The 17078-nt window shown below is 60.3% G+C and carries 15 protein-coding genes; 5 read left to right on the plus strand and 10 right to left on the minus strand.

The features are described from left to right. Nucleotides 1–100: 100 nt before the first annotated feature. The gene (locus HER32_RS03940; RefSeq protein WP_149068982.1) at nt 101–292 is read right to left on the minus strand and encodes a cold-shock protein; all 192 of its coding nucleotides are present in this window, start codon (nt 290–292) and stop codon (nt 101–103) included. Between the two features lie 415 nt (nt 293–707). Between HER32_RS03940 and HER32_RS03945 the strand changes: the two genes are divergently transcribed. Both HER32_RS03945 and HER32_RS03950 read left to right on the plus strand, forming a co-directional pair. Next, complete coding sequence (locus HER32_RS03945) at nt 708–1253, plus strand: GNAT family N-acetyltransferase (RefSeq protein WP_168680702.1); 546 nt, start codon at nt 708–710, stop codon at nt 1251–1253. Nucleotides 1254–1433: 180 nt separating this feature from the next. Then, the gene (locus HER32_RS03950; protein WP_149068980.1) at nt 1434–2390 is read left to right on the plus strand and encodes an NmrA family NAD(P)-binding protein; all 957 of its coding nucleotides are present in this window, start codon (nt 1434–1436) and stop codon (nt 2388–2390) included. A gap of 106 nt (nt 2391–2496) precedes the next feature. On the opposite strand, the gene HER32_RS03955 is transcribed toward HER32_RS03950, so the two are convergent. The 9 genes from HER32_RS03955 to hutU all read right to left on the minus strand — a co-directional run bounded on the left by HER32_RS03955 (nt 2497) and on the right by hutU (nt 9221). After that, nucleotides 2497–2970 carry a hypothetical protein gene (locus HER32_RS03955; protein ID WP_149068979.1) on the minus strand — a complete coding sequence of 158 codons (474 nt, stop codon included), beginning with the start codon at nt 2968–2970 and terminating at the stop codon, nt 2497–2499. A gap of 118 nt (nt 2971–3088) precedes the next feature. Then, nucleotides 3089–3511, minus strand: a complete 423-nt coding sequence (locus tag HER32_RS03960; protein ID WP_149068978.1) for a hypothetical protein — start codon at nt 3509–3511, stop codon at nt 3089–3091. Between the two features lie 66 nt (nt 3512–3577). Further along, entirely contained in the window at nt 3578–4204 is a 627-nt protein-coding gene (locus tag HER32_RS03965; RefSeq protein ID WP_149068977.1) for a hypothetical protein, read from the minus strand. Between the two features lie 250 nt (nt 4205–4454). Further along, entirely contained in the window at nt 4455–5192 is a 738-nt protein-coding gene (locus tag HER32_RS03970; protein WP_149068976.1) for an NADPH-dependent F420 reductase, read from the minus strand. Between the two features lie 147 nt (nt 5193–5339). Then, the gene (locus tag HER32_RS03975; protein WP_197748870.1) at nt 5340–5735 is read right to left on the minus strand and encodes a YkvA family protein; all 396 of its coding nucleotides are present in this window, start codon (nt 5733–5735) and stop codon (nt 5340–5342) included. 131 nt (nt 5736–5866) lie between these two features. Next, nucleotides 5867–6391: a hypothetical protein gene (locus HER32_RS03980; RefSeq protein WP_168680704.1), complete on the minus strand. Its 525-nt coding sequence runs from the start codon at nt 6389–6391 to the stop codon at nt 5867–5869. Beyond that, nucleotides 6376–6468, minus strand: coding sequence for an NAD(P)-binding domain-containing protein (locus HER32_RS03985; protein WP_232066362.1), 93 nt, complete (start codon nt 6466–6468; stop codon nt 6376–6378). The genes HER32_RS03980 and HER32_RS03985 overlap by 16 nt, the downstream gene beginning before the upstream one ends. A 299-nt stretch (nt 6469–6767) precedes the next feature. After that, nucleotides 6768–7376: a hypothetical protein gene (locus HER32_RS03990; RefSeq protein ID WP_168680705.1), complete on the minus strand. Its 609-nt coding sequence runs from the start codon at nt 7374–7376 to the stop codon at nt 6768–6770. A gap of 69 nt (nt 7377–7445) precedes the next feature. Further along, nucleotides 7446–9221: a urocanate hydratase gene (hutU, locus tag HER32_RS03995; RefSeq protein ID WP_232066364.1), complete on the minus strand. Its 1776-nt coding sequence runs from the start codon at nt 9219–9221 to the stop codon at nt 7446–7448. Nucleotides 9222–9516: 295 nt separating this feature from the next. Between hutU and HER32_RS04000 the strand changes: the two genes are divergently transcribed. The 3 genes from HER32_RS04000 to HER32_RS04010 all read left to right on the plus strand — a co-directional run bounded on the left by HER32_RS04000 (nt 9517) and on the right by HER32_RS04010 (nt 17028). Continuing rightward, entirely contained in the window at nt 9517–9726 is a 210-nt protein-coding gene (locus tag HER32_RS04000) for a hypothetical protein (protein ID WP_168680706.1), read from the plus strand. 781 nt (nt 9727–10507) lie between these two features. Continuing rightward, a complete protein-coding gene (locus HER32_RS04005) occupies nt 10508–15889 on the plus strand; it encodes a carbohydrate-binding protein (RefSeq protein WP_168680707.1) in 5382 nt (1793 codons plus the stop codon). A 134-nt stretch (nt 15890–16023) separates the two neighbouring features. Then, nucleotides 16024–17028 (plus strand): MBL fold metallo-hydrolase, encoded by a 1005-nt coding sequence (locus tag HER32_RS04010; protein WP_168680708.1) that lies wholly within the window; start codon nt 16024–16026, stop codon nt 17026–17028. Nucleotides 17029–17078: the final 50 nt, after the last annotated feature.

Below are 17078 nucleotides of genomic sequence, written 5' to 3' on the forward strand. Positions count from 1 at the left end.
AAAAAGTACCTGGACCGACCGAAGCCTGTACTACGGCCACAAAAAAAAGAAGCATGCCAGGTGGCATGCTTCTTTGCTTCCAGTAGGAAGTAGGCGGTAATTAAGCGCGACGCACTTTTACAGCGCTCAGGCCTTTACGGCCTTCTTCTACCTCGAACTCAACTTTATCGTTGTCGCGAATTTCGTCGATCAGACCTGTTACGTGAACGAATACGTCCTGGCCGGTGGCAGAATCGTTGATGAAACCAAAACCTTTGGTCTCATTGAAGAATTTTACTGTTCCTGTTGACATGATGCTTTAGGAAAGAAATGAAAAAATAGCAACTGGCAACGAAACTCTACGATTACTCAACACGCGAACCAATGGTAGTGACACGAGGCAATTTGCCTTAAACAGTGTAAACGTACGCCTTTTTTTTGACCAGCAAAGCATTAGCTGCTATATAAGTCCAGCGGCCGTTCACGATAAGCCCAACGACTCGCCTCCGGTTTAGGTTCAAGCGGCTTGCATTTTACGGCAGCTCCGTCCCCACTTAGGCGGGGTGAGGTTAGGTTTATTCCGGAAAAAGCGACGTGCATCCCGCACCAGGGCGGTTTTTGGTCTTCACTGTGGAGTTTGCCGGAAATGGTAATTTTACCGGCCCGCGGCCTCGGAGCCAGCGCCGGCCGGCCTGTTTTGCTTGTTTTATCTTTTGCTTTTTTTCCTCATGATTGAATTGCAGCCCTTCACGGAAGCCGACTTTCCGCAGCTCATTGCCTGGATAGATAACGAACGGCTGCTGAAGGAATGGTCGGGCGGGCTGTTTTCCTTTCCCCTCACTGCCGAAAAGCTGCACTGGTACATCGAAGGCACCAACGACCCGCAGCACTCCGATGCCTTTGTGTATAAGGCCGTAGATACCAGTACGGGCCAGACTATCGGGCACATTTCCCTGGGCAGCCTCAGCGAAACCAACAAGGCAGCGCGCCTGACCCGCGTGCTGGTCGGCGACGCGGCGCGCGGGCGCGGCTACTGCCAGGCCATGATTAAGGCCGCGCTGGCCATTGGCTTTGATGAGCTAAAGCTGCACCGCATCAGCCTGGGCGTATACGATTTCAACCAGTCGGCTATTGGGTGCTACAAGCGCGCGGGCTTTCAGCAGGAAGGCATTCTGCGCGACGTGGTCCGGTACGAGGATGGCTACTGGTCGCTGGTAGAAATGGGGATTCTGGAGCCGGAGTGGCGCCAGCGGCAGGTCGCTGCACAGCAGTAAACGGGAGGCAGGTCAGGTGCTTCTGTCCTGCCAGCCTGGCCGCTCCGGGAAGCATCCCCATGGCCGGACTTGGATAACTTTCCCGAAGCAGAACAGTACTACCCTCTTCCGGGTTGAGCACCGGGCCTTGGTTGCCCGCGTACTTTGCCCCATCCGTTCAGCGCCTGTTCCTTTCAGCCCATGACCTCCGTAGCCCCCGATCAAACGCCTTTGCCAGCTGGCAGCCCCACTGCTTCCCCCCTTATTGTGCTGGCCGGGGCGACCGGCGCCCTGGGCTTGCTGATTGCGCATCACCTGCGCCAGCGCGGGGTCCATGTGCGGGCCCTGGTACGGCCCGGAGCCGGCACCAGGGCCGAGGCTGCTTCCCTGCAGCTCCAAGGGATAGACGTGCGTGAAGTGAATTACGACAGCGTAGCGGACCTAACTGAGGCATGCGCTGGCGCCGCCTGCGTGGTATCGGCCTTATCGGGACTGCGCGAAGTGATTGTGGAAGCGCAGTCGCGCCTGCTGGAGGCGGCCGTAGCGGCGGGCGTCCCCCGCTTTATTCCGTCGGACTTTTCCGCCGACTTCACCCGCCTGCCTGAGGGCAGCAACCGCAACTTCGATTTGCGCCGGGAGTTTCAGCGGCGGCTGGATGCGGCCCCTATTCAGGCGACGTCCATCCTCAACGGCATGTTTATGGAGCTGCTGAAAGGCCAGGCTCCCGTGGTGCTCCAGGGTCCGCGCCGGATTCTGTACTGGGGCAGCGCCGACCAGCCGCTGGATTTCACGACCATGGTAAACACCGCCGAGTTTACCGCCGCCGCCGCCCTCGACCCTACCACGCCCCGCTACCTGCGCGTTGCGGGCGACGTGGCCAGCCCGCGCGAGTTGCAGGCCGCCGCTCAGGCCGCTACGGGCAAGCCTTTCAAGCTGCTGCGCCCCGGGGGCCTCGGCGCTTTTGGCGTCGTCATCAAGCTCACCAAGGCGCTGGCACCTGCCCCTAACGAGGTGTTTCCACCCTGGCAGGGCATGCAGTACATGCACAACATGTTTAGCGGCCAGGCTAAGCTTCACCCCCTCGACAACGCCCGCTACCCCGGCATCCGCTGGACGTCGGTGCGGGAGCTGCTCACCGCCAGCCAGGGCCGAAGCTGATTTGTTCCCACCAACGCGCAACGGGCGGACCGCACATCCGCCGGGCGTGGCAGGTACGGATTGTCTTTTCCTGACGAAGGCGCTGCAACCAATGGAACCGGGATGCTCAGGGCTGGAGCCGCGGCCACCGCAGGAACAGGCCCCGGGAGTCTTCGGTTTGCAGGTCCAGCTGGCGGGGTTTGGACAGGCGGGGCGGGGCCGCTGCCAGGGGCTGCAGGGAACCATCGGCGGCTACCAGCGCCAGGTTCTGGTAGGCAATGAAAATCACCACCTGGTCGCCGGTCTGATAATAACGCAGAAAGGATTGTAAATCGGCCTGGGGCTTTTCTACCCGCAGGGTGGGCAGCACGGGCCGCCCCCGCCGTACGAGCGTGACCTCGGCGTGCCGAAACCGGTAGACGGCGGCCGGACAGCCGGGCGCCGGCAACACGCGCAGCGTAACGGGCCGGGCCAGCGCCCTGGCATCGGCCGGCATTTCTACGCCATCCTGAAACAGCTTCAGGGTGGGCAACGCGCAGGGTGCCTGGGCCGTGGCCGTAGCGGCCCCAAACAGCAGCGGCAGAAACAGGACGTTGTGCATACGCCTACAAGGTAGCCACCTTGGTGCCATTTAGCTGCCCGCCTGCGATTCAGCGGAAAAATGCCGGGGCGGTGGCAGCACGCGCAGGGCGTAGTTCACGAGTTCGGGCCGGGCGCTGCTAAGGCCTTACCCGCGGGGTAGCCACATCGGCTCCGGCCACAGCCAGGCGCAGGCAGAAAACAGGCAGCAGCGTTACAGGGGTAAAAAGCAGCTTTTCCAGGGTGGTAGTGGCCACCAGATTGCCCAGCGTATTCAGCAGAAAAAGCCCCGTCATCAACCACAGCGCCCCTTTCAGCAGAAGCCGCGGCACGCGCAACCGCACCCGCCCCGATGCCACGCTTACTACCGCCAGCATCAGCAGGTTCAGGCTTATCGATAGGGTTTCAAACAACAGCATCTGGCTGGGGCTTTTCAGCCGACCACCCCACACAATGCCGTAGGGAACCACGCCCGTGAGCACCAGCAGGTGAAACACCACCATCAGGGTAAGGATAACGAGGATGCCGTTGGCGGCCACCCGGGCCGAAAGGAGGTGCTTCATAGTCAACAATGCGGCGAATGGTAAGGCCCGTGCGCGTCGTATCTGCTGTGGCGGGTCTTGGGGGCTTTATTTCCCCAGGGTTTGCAAGTAGTGGGCGGGAATGGACAATCCTTGCAAGTGGTTCGTCATGGCCAGCAGAATGAGCAGGGCCACTACCACCCCGGCACCCCCAATGCCCAGCGCGTGCCGGCGCGCCCGCCGAGCCCCGAAGATGGGAGTACCTTTCTGGTAGTGCAGGCTGGCCACATGCAGGAACACCGCCACCACGGCCAGAAAGTAATACGGCACGAAAAACAGCGTAAACGGAAAGGTGTTGAGGCCCGCCGCCGCAAAGTACAGGTTGGTATCCAGGTTGAACAAGGCCCGGCCACTCAGCACCGCGCCTGTATGCACCAGCAGGAAAAACGCCAGGTACAGGCCCGAAAATAGCTGCACCCGGGCGGCCAGGGGCTGGGGCGGCAGCTGCCGGCTCCGCCAAGCCAGGCGCAGGCCCGTCCCGATCTGCCCGGCCACGGCCAGCAGCAGGGCCGCCTCCCCCACCGGGTGCCGGTACACCGTGCGCAGGGTGTTCATCGTCGCCAGGTGCGCCGGAATGCTCCACAGCGCTACCAGGTGGTTGGCCAGATGCACGAAAATGAACCCGGCCAGTAGCAGGCCCGTCCAGTAGTGGTAGATTTTCAGTGTCGAGGGCATCGTGCAACAGGAAGGAATGCAGCGGCAATAGTAGCCCATCCTGGCATCAACTCCTCGGGTTTTCCGGCGCTTTACTTTCCTTAAACAAACTGCGCCACCCCAGAAACCAGGGCGGCGCGGTATGGGGGCGGTAGAGTGGCACCCGACATCTGAAAAAAAGCCCCGAACACCCGGCCTTGTCAAGTCTAGCAGGGCGCCCGGGGCTTATTGGCCAGGCTATGAGGGATGCGCTAGCAGACAGCGCCGCCGGCTACTCCGTCGCGGACGACTGCTGGAACTGCTTCAGGATTTCCTGCTCGGCGCGGGTATGGTTGGCCCGGTACTCGGCGTGCTGGGCCTCGGTGCGCTCGGAGCCCAGGCTGGCCAGGTGCTCCCGCAGCTTATCGGCCGGCCAGTCCTGCCCGTAGGAAGGGGTACCCGGCTGCTGCCGCCACGACTCGTGCAAGGTACCGCCGTCCACGGCGTCGAAGCCCAGCTCGTCGACCACGGCCATTACCTTCTGCTTGGCGGCGGCATCGTCGGAGGCTACGGGCAGGGAGATGCGGCCGGGGGTGCCGGCGGGCTGGCCCTTCTCCACAATGTGGTGGGCGTAGATGTTGTTGAACACCTTCACCACCGGGCGGCCCAGGCGCTGCTGCACCCACTCGCTCTCGGTGAGCGGGCCGTGTTCCAGCTCGTCAATGCGGCCGTCGCGCAGCACGGGGTAGTAGTTACTGGTGTCGATGATGGGCGTTTCCCGGGGCACGCTGGCCAGCAGGTCCTGGGGCAGGTCGGGAATGTTCTTGAGCGGGATGGTTACCACAATGAGGTCGGTGCCGTGCTGGGCGGCTTCCTCGGCCGTTACGGCCTTGGCACCGGTTTTCTGCTCCACCTCTTTTAGAGTTTCGGGTCCGCGGGAGTTGGCAATGTATACCGTGTGGCCGAGGTCCGTCAGCCGCACGGCCAGGGCGCTGCCGATGTGGCCGGCGCCAATGATTCCGATGTTCATAGGTTCAGTTGTTTCGAATGCCGGCGGGGTGCCGGCGCTGGGTTATCTTACTAAACAGCGGAGGTGAGGGTTTTGCTTTTTCCCGGCAGCGGTGAAGGTCAGTCGCCCGGGCAGCCGGGCCGGAGAACTGCGCCCGGGCCGCCAGGGTTACTGCGCAGCCGGACGGTGCCACCGGGCCCACGCGTAACGGCCCAAGCTCAGCAGCACCAGCAGCCACAGCAGCAGAATGAGCGTACCCACCACCCAGTTGGCGCGCTTCGATATGGGCGTGGTAGCGGCGCGGTGCCGCGCCTCCCGAAGCACCCCCGCCGGCACTAACCGGATGCTGAGCGCAATGCCGGCGGGTACCAGCACCAGATCATCCAGGTAGCCCAGCACGGGAATGAAATCGGGAATCAGGTCGATGGGGCTGGCGGCGTAGGCCAGCGTGACCAGCATGACCAGGCGGGCGTACCACGGGGTACGTGGGTCGCGGGCGGCGTAGTAGAGGGCTACTAATTCGCTTTTGAGGGCGCGGGCACGATTTCGGAGGCTAGACCACATGCCCTCCATACGGCCGTAATATGTTTGGGGTGCTGTATTAGCTGTAGAGCTTAAAGTGACACAGGCACTTTAAGACACACCGCCGCCGGAGCGGGGCTCGGGCGGCGTTAAATACAAGAATCAACCGTTATCTACAATAAAGTATTGAGCCAATAAGCATTGGCAACCACTGTATCGTGGTCGACAATAATCAGGGGCTCAGGATCGAATTGATAATTTGATTCAAACCTCGTCCCTTCTTCTACCATCACGACTTGCTTCCCTAGCAGCTTAGACACACTGGACAAATAGCGCATCAGTTGCAAATGGTCTTCAGGTTGCTTGAATTCTCTTGGATCAATGTCTCCGTCTATTTCATCCTCGCCTCGGAAGAAGCAGTTGACTTTGACGTCGCCTACCGAAATGCTTGCAAAAGGCCAGCCGTTTAATTGATTATCGTCCCAACATTGCAAAACTGCTGCTAAATCTATTTTATCGTGTTCCTGCTCGTATGCATCTCGGAACATAACCTTGTAGGTAGCATTAACAAAGTTAACCCACCTCTCCCAGTCACCACGGTTAGTATCTAACACATAGGTATCCGGCAAGGAGCCGTTAGGAGTGTAGATGTACTTCTTTACTTCCTCCCAGCTTAAATCTGCTACGTTGATTTGCATACCTGGTGGTCGAGGCTGGTGAGCCGTACGGCTAGAGCGCTGCCGATGTGGCCCGCGCCGATGATTCCGATGTTCATGGGTTGTGTTGTTTGGTTCGTGCGCCGGAAATGTGCAGGCGCAGGGTGGTAAACAACAGAAGTGTGGGTTTGGGTTTTTTCTTTGTTGAAGAAGGGCCAGAACGAGCAACGCCGCCGGAGTAGGGTTCGGGCGGCGTTAATAATTAGACATTTGAAGTTATTAATAAGGGAGTGATTTTAAAATAAATAATATGACATACAGATCAAATACACACCAAATTATCAAACATCTTGTTCAACGCCTATCACAAACATATCACCTCTCATCAAAAAAGAAATCTTACACATAATAGTTTTGTCTATCCAATTTTTTTCATTTTCAATTTTACCAATTTCATTAAATATTTTAAAAGCAGGACCAAAAACAGATAGTCTTTTTGCAATTTTGTTTTCATTAAAAAACATTCTATCCTTTGCCAGCCTAAGTTATAACGAACAAAAACTATTTCATAATCATTTATATTTTCACTCCACCTCCAATCCTCTCTCCAAGAAGAGAGAGTACCGTATGAATTTTTGATATCCTCAAATTTAACCCCAACTACATTACTACTTCTAATGGCTTCAGCAAATTTAATTAATTTGTTAAGCTTTTCATTTTCTATTTCTTCCTTTGACTTAGGAGCATCACAGTTTGATATGGCAGTTATTTTATTAATATTTGATTGGTTGCTTGATTGATTTGTTTTTACAGATCCATTGCCTTTTATTAAATCTACCACAAAGAAAAATACAAATAGAAATACAATAATCACAACTATGGACGCAGGAATTAAAAACGATGTTTCACCATCAGGATTTAACACGTAACGATCAGCACCACTACCACCTATCACATTATTATTAACAAAGACAAGCAACACTATCAAAATAGCATTCCTGTAAAAATGCATTTTATTAGTCATCATAACTTTCTGTATACTCGATGTTATCTATCCTTACAACGACAATAATTCCTCTCTTTCTCAAAGTGACATTTAAACTTTGAGAAAGGGAATCTTCGCCCCGCGCTCCTGGGCTACCTGCTGGGCCAACTCGTAGCCGGCGTCGGCGTGGCGGAAGACGCCCATGCCGGGGTCGGTGGTGAGCACGCGGCGCAGGCGCTCGGCCTTTTCGGGGGTGCCGGTGGCCACGATGACCATGCCGGAGTGCGTGCTGTTGCCGATGCCCACGCCGCCGCCGTTGTGCAGGCTCACCCAGTCGGCGCCGGAGGCCGTGTTAGCCAGGGCGTTGAGCAGGGGCCAGTCGGCTACGGCGTCGGAGCCGTCCTTCATGCCCTCGGTTTCGCGGTTGGGCGAGGCCACGGAGCCGCAGTCGAGGTGGTCCCGGCCGATGACGATGGGGGCCGAGACTTCGCCGCGGGCCACCAGGTCGTTGATGACCAAGCCGAACTTTTCCCGCTCGCCGTAGCCCAGCCAGCACACGCGGGCGGGCAGGCCGATGAAGGGCACCTTGGCCTGAGCCTTCTCAATCCAGCGGGCCAGCATCTTGTTGTCGGGGAAGGTTTCGAGCAGGGCGCGGTCGATGCGCAGGATGTCCTGCGGGTCGCCGGAGAGGGCGGCCCAGCGGAAAGGGCCTTTGCCCTCGCAGAACAGCGGGCGGATGTAGCCGGGCACGAAGCCGGGGTAGAGAAACTGCCCGTTTTCGTCGCGCACCTTGAGGCCGCCTTTTTCGGCCTGGCCGCGCAGGTTGTTGCCGTAATCGAGGGCCACGGCCCCGCCGGCCTGCATGTCGATGATGGCCTGGCAGTGCTTCACGATGGAGGCCAGGGCCAGGCGCTTGAACTCCTCGGGGTTGCTCTTGCGCAGCGCCAGCACTTCATCAATGTCACCCTCGGGGATGTAGTCCATCAGGTCATGGGCCGAGGTCTGGTCGGTTACCACGTCGGCCTTGAAGCCGCGGGCCAGCAGCTCGGGCAGCACGGTGGCGGCGTTGCCGGTGAGACCGATGCTCCAGCCTTTGCGCTCCTGCTTGTACTGCTCGCACAGCTCCAGGGCGTGGTTTAGGTCGCGGGCCTGCTCGTCCACGTAGCCTTCGCGCACCTTCTGCTGCACGCGGGCGTCGATGGGCTCGATGACCAGGCACACGCCGTCGTTCATGCTCACGGCCAGCGGCTGCGCCCCCGACATGCCGCCCAGGCCGGCCGTCACGGTAACGGTGCCGGCCAGGGTGCCGCCGAAGTGCTTGTCGGCCACGGCGGCCAGGGTTTCGTAGGTGCCCTGCAGAATACCCTGAGTAGCAATGTAAATCCAGGAGCCGGCCGTCATCTGCCCGTACATCATCAGGCCGAGGCGGTCCAGCTCATCAAAATACTCCTGGGTGCTCCAGGCGGGCACGAGGTTGCTATTGGCAATGAGCACGCGCGGGGCGTGGGCCCAGGTGCGCAGCACGCCCACGGCCTTGCCGCTCTGCACCAGCAGGGTTTCGTCGGCTTCCAGCTCCTTCAGGCTCTTCACGATGGTCTGGAACTCCTTCCAGTTGCGGGCCGCGCGGCCGGCGCCGCCGTACACAATCAGCTCGTCGTACACCAGCGACACGGCCGGGTCGAGGTTGTTTTCGAGCATGCGCAGGGCGGCTTCGGCTTCCCAGGTTTTGCAGCGCAGCTCGGGGCCGTGCTGGGCCCGCACGGTTTCCGTGGGCTTGTACTCGTAGTACATGGGCCGGGTGGCGGGCTGGTCGGTGGTGGACTGGGAGGTGGCTTCGAGGTTGAGCTCGGGGGTTTCGAGGGCAGCGGGTGTTGAATGCGGGGCCATGGGTGGGGCGGAGTTTGGGGACGTGGGTGGAGCGGCGAATATAGGAGTTTCGGGGGCGAAGATGCGGAGGCCCGCCGGGGTTAATGAAGCCTTTTTTGACGAGTCGGCGAAGGTGGCGCGGCCGGGCGGTGGGAGCTTCGGCCGGGAGCCAGGGCGCGGGCTAAGGGCCAGCTTGCCAAATTTTTCCGCGCAAATTCTGGCTGCCTTGCCCGCATCGGCAGTATAACCGCTGGCTGCGCGGCTTTACCACCGCCCAGCCCCGTTTCCTGATTTTCCATCTCAACCAACTCATTTCATGAAAAAGCTTCTTTTCCTGGCGCTGGCTGCCGCTTCGTTTACCCTGGCCTCCTGCGAAGGCAATGGCACTGGCTCGGAGCGCGGCGCGGGTGACCAAACCACCACCATGGCCACCAGCTCGCCCAGCGAGCAAACCGAGGCCGCCAACGCCACCGACTCCAGCGCGGCCCCTATGAGCTCCGACACCGCGGCTACCACGACACCTTAGCTTTCAACGTATTACCGAGCAAAAGCCTCTTGCCAGCAAGGGGCTTTTTTGTGCCTGGTGGGCAAGGAAGAGGGACGTTGCCAGCATTCCGCGACTTCTCCTGACCGGCCTGTTGCTGGCTTAAAAATCAGACAACCACGGCCCGCGCTCCTGCGCAGGTTTACTTGGCAAGTACGCCCTCTGGTGAGCAAACACTCGTTCGGATAAGGACCAACTGGCCGCGGCGAGTTTTCATACGCTACGCATACAACCCGGCGCACTTATATCGCACGCTGATTACAGTGTTATTTATTTGATTTACAGTAATTAACCTACCTCTTACTCTCCGTAACCTGGTGAGGTAAACACGCTTCTGTCACAAGATGCCTGCTTACGCCAGACAAAGGGTCAGGCTAGGCTTGGAATTCTTTTGATTTTTTATCGATATATCCCATTGGCGCACTGTTTATTTATATACCTTGACAAATAATAGCATAATACTTATAAAATATAGTCTACCCGGGGTTTATCCTCCTGTCTATTCCAAAGTTAATTGCCTACTCCAGGCCGCTGGCAAAACCCGACTTTCCTTTAGTTGATTTTGCGCCTAGTAGCCCTCTCATTTCAGCCTTACTGTCGGCTTTCTGATGCGCTAAGGCGCTTTTTTACCCTGGCGCTAGGCACGCTGTGGTCGGCTTTTTCTGAGGCCGGCTCAATCGGCCTGCGACTATGCCCTGGCACCTGCTGAGGCCCTCCTCCCCCGCTGCTCCCCTACCACCATAACCCACCAAACCTCTCTACCATGGGTAAAACCCTACAGAACCCGCTGCGCCGGCTGCTACCGGCGTGGCTTGCGGGGCCGCATATGCCCCGGACTCAGGCCCTGAAAGCCGCCGCGCTTTCGGTCTTGAGCATCACCCTGGCTACGGCCCCGGCCCGCAGCCAGATTGTAGCTGTGGGCTCCGGCAGCTACACCACCCAGTTTCCGGGTACCGATGCCGCCGGCCGCAACGCTGTGCCCACCGGCTCCCCCCTACTGAGTGGCGTGGCTGCTACCAAGCCGGTGCCTACGAATGAGTGGTGGTCGGGCAAGCTGCGCAACAACCACACGAACAACATCTTCAACTACCCGCTCACACTGCGCACGCACGAAACGGGCTTGGTGGTGAACTACATTATCCCGCCCGCCAGCACCACCGAGTACCGCCAGCCCAACAGCGACGTAATGGCCGTGACGGTGGGCGTGCAGAGCCTGAACGCCACCGCCGCCACCGTGTCGGACTACTCCGACTGGACCGTGACCATGAACTGGCACAGCGGCTCCAACGACTTCAACGCCACCGTGGGTATGGGCATGCCCTTTGTGTACCTGACCAAGGGGGCCGCCGACGTGGCCACGGTGAAAGTGGCCGTAGGCACCGTCACCATCAACGGAGAGATGCTGCTGATCAAGGACTCCTACAACGGAGCCGATTACGCCGTGTATGCCCCCGTAGGGTCCACATGGACCAACAACGCGGGCACCTATACGTCTACGCTGAATGGCAAGACCTACTGGTCCATTGCCTTGCTGAACCCAACGGCCCCGGATGCCCTGGCCGCTGCCAACGCCTACAAGCAGTACGCCTACGTATTTCCGGCCAGCACCAAAGTAGACTGGGTGTTTACGGAAAGCACCTCCGTAGTGAAAACCACGTTCACCGTGACGCCCTCCGTGAAGGAAGGCACCAACGGGGTGGTGCTGCAGGGGCTGCTCCCTCACCAGTGGGGCTACATGGCCGCCGGCTCGGCTCAGCCCGCCGGGCAGATTTACCCCTCAGTGCGGGGCCAATTAAAGATGCTGGCCGGCAACGTGTTTTCCACGGCGTACACCTTCCACGGCATCTTGCCCACCCTGCCCTACCTCGACAACTACAGCACCGGCTTTAGCCCGGTGAAGCTGAACGACAAGGTGCAGGCCCTGCAAAACAATGGCCTGGCCGAGTGGACTGACTCCTACAACGAGGGGCAGGAAATGAACAAGCTGATTCAGACGGCCCGCATTGCCGATGAAACTGGTAATACCGCCGCCCGTGACCAGATCCTGACCACCATCAAAAACCGGTTGCAAGACTGGCTGTCGGCGGAAAGCGGGGAAAACGCCTTTGTGTTTTACTACAACTCCACCTGGTCGACGCTGTTCGGGTATCCCGCCGGCCACCACCAGGACGACAACATCAATGACCACCACTTTCACTGGGGCTATTTCATTCACGCCGCGGCCTTCCTGGAGCAATACCAGCCCGGCTGGGCCGGCCAGTGGGGGGCTATGGTGAACATGCTCGTGCGTGACGCCGCCAACCCCAGCCGCACCGACACCCAGTTTCCCTTCCTGCGCAACTTCGACCCCTACGCCGGCCACTCCTGGGCTGATGGCTTCGCCAGCTCACCCATGGGCAACAACCAGGAGTCAACCTCGGAAAGCATGCAGTTCAACTCGTCCCTGATTCACTGGGGCGCCATCACGGGCAACAAGGCCACCCGCGACCTGGGCATCTACCTCTACGCCACCGAGCAGGCTGCTATTGAGGAGTACTGGTTTGACGTGAATGACCGCACCTTCCAGCCCAACTACGCCTACAGCGCCACTGGTCGCGTGTGGGGCGCGGGCTACGACGCCGGCACCTTCTGGACCCAGGACATCCGCGCCGTGTACGGCATTCAGCTTTATCCTATGCACGGCGGCTCACTGTACCTCGGTCAGAACCACGCCTACGTGCAGAAGCTCTGGACGGAAATCACCCAGAACACGGGCATTCTGCAGAATGAGGTGAATGCCAATACCTGGCACGACCTGCTCTGGGAATACCTAGCGTTTATCGACCCGGTGAAGGCCATTCAACTCTACGACGGCTTCCCGAACCGCCCAATCAAGTTCGGGGTTTCGGATGCGCAGACGTACTACTGGCTGCACGCCATGAACGCCCTGGGTCGGGTAGATGCCTCCGTGACGGCCAACAACCCGGAGGCCGTAGTCTTCAACAAGGCCGGCGTGAAAACCTATGTGGCGCACAATTACACCAACGCCGCTATTACGGTGAACTTCTCGGATGGCTACGTGCTGAACGTACCGGCCCGCAAGCTGGCTACCAGCAAGGATGTGGCCGTAGCGGGTACGCTTACGGCCAACGCCACCGAAGTAGCCGCCAATGGCAGCGTGACGCTGAGCGTGGCTACTACTGGCTCGGGCGTAACAGGAGTAGAGTTCTTCGATGGCAGCACGTCGTTGGGCACCGTAACCACCGCGCCCTACACCAAAACGGCAGCCAACTTACCCGTGGCTATTCACAACTTCTACGCGAAGGTGTACGCTGGTTCGCTTTTTAAAGTCACCAACATTGCCGCGGTGCAGGTGGGCAAGCAAACCTCCTACACGGGTACGCCGCAGGCCGTGCCCGGCACCATTGAGGCGGGCAAGTACGACACCTACGCCGGCGGACTGGGCCAGGGAATTGCCTACAACGACGCCAGCGCCTCCAACCAGGCCACCTTCGAGCCCGCGCCCACCGTGGCCTTCCGGCCCAATGAATACGTGGACGCCGTGAGTGACGCAGCCGAAGGCACGACCGTAGGCTGGGTGGATGCCGGCGAATGGCTGGAATACACCATCAACGTGGCTACGGCTGGCACGCACACGCTGGCGTTGCGCTACGCCGCCGGCAACTCCACCGGTGGCGGGCCCTTCTCCCTGTCGGTTGATGGCACCAACATCAGCGGCGACCAGACCGTGACGACTACCGGGGACTGGGGCGCCTGGGGCACGAAAACCATTACCGGCCTGAATTTGCCGGCCGGGGAACATGTGCTGCGCCTGAGCTTCACCCAGGGTGGCCTGAACGTCGGCCGCATGACGTTTACCTATACCGGTACCTCAACGAACACGCCGCCCACGGTGAGCCTAACTTCGCCTGCAAACAGCGCCTCCTTCACGGCTCCGGCTAGCATTACCATTAACGCCAACGCGGCCGATGCCAATGGTACGGTAAGCAAAGTGGAGTTCTTCCAGGGTGCGACCAAGCTCGGTGAAGACCTGACTAGCCCTTACTCTTACACGTGGACGGGCGTAGGTGCTGGCACGTACTCTCTCACGGCCAAAGCCACGGACAACGCCGGCGCGGCCACCACCTCCTCGGCCGTGAGCGTGACGGTGACGGCAGCACCCACGGCCCAGGCCATTCCCGGCACGATTGAAGCGGAAAGCTACACGGCGCAGCAGGGCACGGACAAGGAAGCCACGACCGACACGGGCGGAGGCCAGAACGTAGACTGGTACGAAACCGGTGACTGGCTCGATTACTCGGTCAACGTGGCCGCCGCCGGCCAGTACACAGTGGGCTTCCGCGTGGCCTCGGCCAACGGCGGGGCCACCCTGCAGCTGCGCAATAGTGGTGGTACGGTGCTGGGCTCCATCAACGTGGGCAACACAGGCGGCTGGCAGAACTGGCAGACCATCAGCACCAACGTAACCTTACCAGCCGGGGTGCAGACCCTGCGCCTCTACGCCTCCGCCTCTACCGGCACGAATGTGAACTGGCTCAGCTTCACGGCTGTGACCACGAACACGCCGCCTACCGTGAGCCTAACCTCGCCTGCTGCTGGCGCGACGTTCACGGCCCCGGCTTCGATTACCATCAATGCCAACGCGGCTGATGCCAACGGCACCGTCAGCTCCGTGGCGTTCTACAACGGCACGACCTTGCTTGGCACCGACACGTCCTCGCCCTACTCCTACACCTGGACGGGTGTTGCGGCCGGCACCTACTCACTCACAGCCCGTGCAACGGACAATGCTGGGGCTGTAACAACTTCCTCGGCCGTGAGCGTGACGGTAAGCAATGCGCCGAGTGGGCAGACCATTCCCGGCACCATTCAGGCCGAAAGCTACGCGGCTATGCTCGGTATCCAGACCGAAACGACCACAGACACGGGTGGCGGCCTGAACGTGGGCTACATCGAAACCGGGGACTGGATGGACTACGCTGTGAACGTGACTACGGCTGGCCAGTACAGCGTGGGCTTCCGTCTGGCCAGCGAACCGGGTGGCGGCGCTCTGCAGCTGCGCAACAGCGCCGGCTCGGTACTGGGCAGCGTAACGGTTGGGGCTACCGGCGGCTGGCAGAGTTGGCAGACCATCAGCACCAACGTGACCTTGCCCGCTGGCGCCCAGACCCTACGCGTGTACGCCACGGCCGGGGGCCTGAATGTGAACTGGGTGTCCTTCACGGCCCAGACCACCAACACCCCGCCCACCGTGAGCCTAACCTCGCCCACCAGCGGGGCCAGCTTCACGGCGCCAGCCAGCATCACGATTAGTGCTAACGCGGCTGATGCCAACGGTACCGTCAGCTCGGTAGCCTTCTACAACGGCACGACCCTGCTCGGCACCGACACGAGTGCACCGTATTCTTACCCCTGGACCGGCGTGGCCGCCGGCACTTACTCTATCACGGCCCGCGCCACCGACAATGGCGGCGCGGTAACGACTTCCTCAGCCGTGAGCGTGACGGTAGGCAATGCCTCCACCGGCGGCTACTGCGCCGTGACCTCGGACTTCAGCTACGGAGCTGTGAGCAGCGCCGGCAACGTGACCATCACCTTCCACCCGCTCGGGGCTACGGCCGGGGGCAACCTGGCCATCCTCTACCTGCGCCAGGGCACAAGTGGGGCCTACCCCGGCTACACGATGACCAAGAACGCGGCCGGGGACTTCACCTACTCGCTGCCCGTGGCCAATGGCACGCTCGTCAACCTGTACTTCACCTACCAGGTGGGCGCCGGCGGGCCCGAGCGCAACAACGCCGCTACGCCTTTCTCCTACACCGTGGGCACCGCCTGCACCCTGCAGGCCCGCACCGGAACCGCCCTGGCAACCAATACCTCCTCGGCTTCGACAGCTGAGCTGCACGTAGCGCCCACGCCCAGCCTGGGCGATGCCACGGTGCATTTCCGGTTGCCACAAGCCGGTGCTTACACCCTTACGCTCTACGACCTGAACGGACGGCAGCTTCGCACGCTGGCTACGGGCCAGGGCAGCGGTGTTCAGAAAGTAGAATTGAACACCCGTCCTTACCCAGCCGGCGTGTACATGCTGCGCCTCACCTCGGGCCAGCAAACCCTCACGCAACGCCTGGTGGTAAGCCACTAAGTTGCCTTTGGTAACTCCTCGTTAAAAAAGCTCCAGCCGGTATGGCTGGAGCTTTTTGTTTGGGCCAATGTTGGAAATAGCCCCTAGCACCTCCTTTTGCGTAAGGCCTATACAGACCAATTCAGCTGACTCCTATGAAACAAGTAGCCGCTGGCGTGTACCAGCTCACCATCCAACGCTTCGTCAATCTGTACTTTGTAGAAACTGCTACCCCTGGCGAGTGGGTGCTGGTGGATACTGGCCTGCCGGGCTCTGAGAAAGACATTATTGCGGCGGCCGATAAGCTGTTTTACCCCGGCACGCATCCCGAGGCCATTATCCTCACCCACGGCCACATGGACCACTCTGGCTCGGCGCGGGCCCTGGCCGAGCACTGGAAGGTGCCGGTGCTGGCCCACCCACTGGAGCTGCCCTTCCTCCGGGCCGAAGCCGTGTACCCACCCGCCGACCCTACCGTGGATGGGGGCGGCTCCCTGGCTTTCGTAGCGCGGTTTTTCCCGCCCCAGAGCTTTCAACTAAGTGATGTGGTGCAGCCGCTGCCCACCGACTCGGAGGAGGAAGTGCCCTACTTGCCCGGCTGGCGCTGGGTGCACGTACCGGGCCATGCGCCTGGGCAAATAGCCTTGTTCCGGGATGAAGACCGCACCCTGCTCGGGGCCGATGCTTTTGCCACGGCCAACCACGAGTCGGTGCCCGCCCTGCTGCTCCAGATTCCGCAGATCAGCGTGGCGGGTGCCCCCTTCAACTACAACTGGGAGCAGGTGCGCGAGTCGGTAGAAAAATTGGCCGCCTTGCAGCCCTTGGCTATTGGCTGCGGCCACGGCCCGGTTATCACGGGCTCAGCGGCCGCCGAGGGCTTGTCCAAGTTGGCAGCCGATTTCCCGATGCCCGCGCACGGCCGCTACGTGCAGCAGCCCGCCCGCCTCGATGAAGGCGGAGTGCAGCACCTGCCGCCCGCTCCCCACGATGCGCTCCGGAACAAGCTCCAACTCACGGCTGTCGGCCTTGGTGCTTTGGTAGGGGCAGCATTGGTAGTGCAGCGCTATAAAAAGCGCCAGCAGAACAAGTACCCACAGCCTCATTCCCCTGAGCCGAAGCGCCGCCGTACTGAAGAAGTAAAGCGCCCCTACGCCCAGTAAGGTGCTACAAGAATAGAAAGCTACCGACAGGCGCACGAAAAAGCCCCCGC

Origin of the sequence: Hymenobacter sp. BT18, from assembly GCF_012273015.1 — a bacterium.
Classification (GTDB): Bacteria; Bacteroidota; Bacteroidia; order Cytophagales; family Hymenobacteraceae; genus Hymenobacter; species Hymenobacter lutimineralis.

Bases quoted from the DNA above. Each gene is read 5' to 3' on its own strand.
- hutU (WP_232066364.1), bottom strand. From the start codon at position 9,221: ATGGCCCCGCATTCAACACCCGCTGCCCTCGAAACCCCCGAGCTCAAC.
- HER32_RS03950 (WP_149068980.1), top strand. From the start codon at position 1,434: ATGACCTCCGTAGCCCCCGATCAAACGCCTTTGCCAGCTGGCAGCCCC.
- HER32_RS04005 (WP_168680707.1), top strand. From the start codon at position 10,508: ATGGGTAAAACCCTACAGAACCCGCTGCGCCGGCTGCTACCGGCGTGG.
- HER32_RS03965 (WP_149068977.1), bottom strand. From the start codon at position 4,204: ATGCCCTCGACACTGAAAATCTACCACTACTGGACGGGCCTGCTACTG.
- HER32_RS03990 (WP_168680705.1), bottom strand. From the start codon at position 7,376: ATGATGACTAATAAAATGCATTTTTACAGGAATGCTATTTTGATAGTG.
- HER32_RS04000 (WP_168680706.1), top strand. From the start codon at position 9,517: ATGAAAAAGCTTCTTTTCCTGGCGCTGGCTGCCGCTTCGTTTACCCTG.
- HER32_RS03945 (WP_168680702.1), top strand. From the start codon at position 708: ATGATTGAATTGCAGCCCTTCACGGAAGCCGACTTTCCGCAGCTCATT.
- HER32_RS03975 (WP_197748870.1), bottom strand. From the start codon at position 5,735: ATGTGGTCTAGCCTCCGAAATCGTGCCCGCGCCCTCAAAAGCGAATTA.
- HER32_RS03985 (WP_232066362.1), bottom strand. From the start codon at position 6,468: ATGAACATCGGAATCATCGGCGCGGGCCACATCGGCAGCGCTCTAGCC.
- HER32_RS03955 (WP_149068979.1), bottom strand. From the start codon at position 2,970: ATGCACAACGTCCTGTTTCTGCCGCTGCTGTTTGGGGCCGCTACGGCC.
- HER32_RS03940 (WP_149068982.1), bottom strand. From the start codon at position 292: ATGTCAACAGGAACAGTAAAATTCTTCAATGAGACCAAAGGTTTTGGT.
- HER32_RS03980 (WP_168680704.1), bottom strand. From the start codon at position 6,391: ATGCAAATCAACGTAGCAGATTTAAGCTGGGAGGAAGTAAAGAAGTAC.
- HER32_RS03970 (WP_149068976.1), bottom strand. From the start codon at position 5,192: ATGAACATCGGAATCATTGGCGCCGGCCACATCGGCAGCGCCCTGGCC.
- HER32_RS03960 (WP_149068978.1), bottom strand. From the start codon at position 3,511: ATGAAGCACCTCCTTTCGGCCCGGGTGGCCGCCAACGGCATCCTCGTT.
- HER32_RS04010 (WP_168680708.1), top strand. From the start codon at position 16,024: ATGAAACAAGTAGCCGCTGGCGTGTACCAGCTCACCATCCAACGCTTC.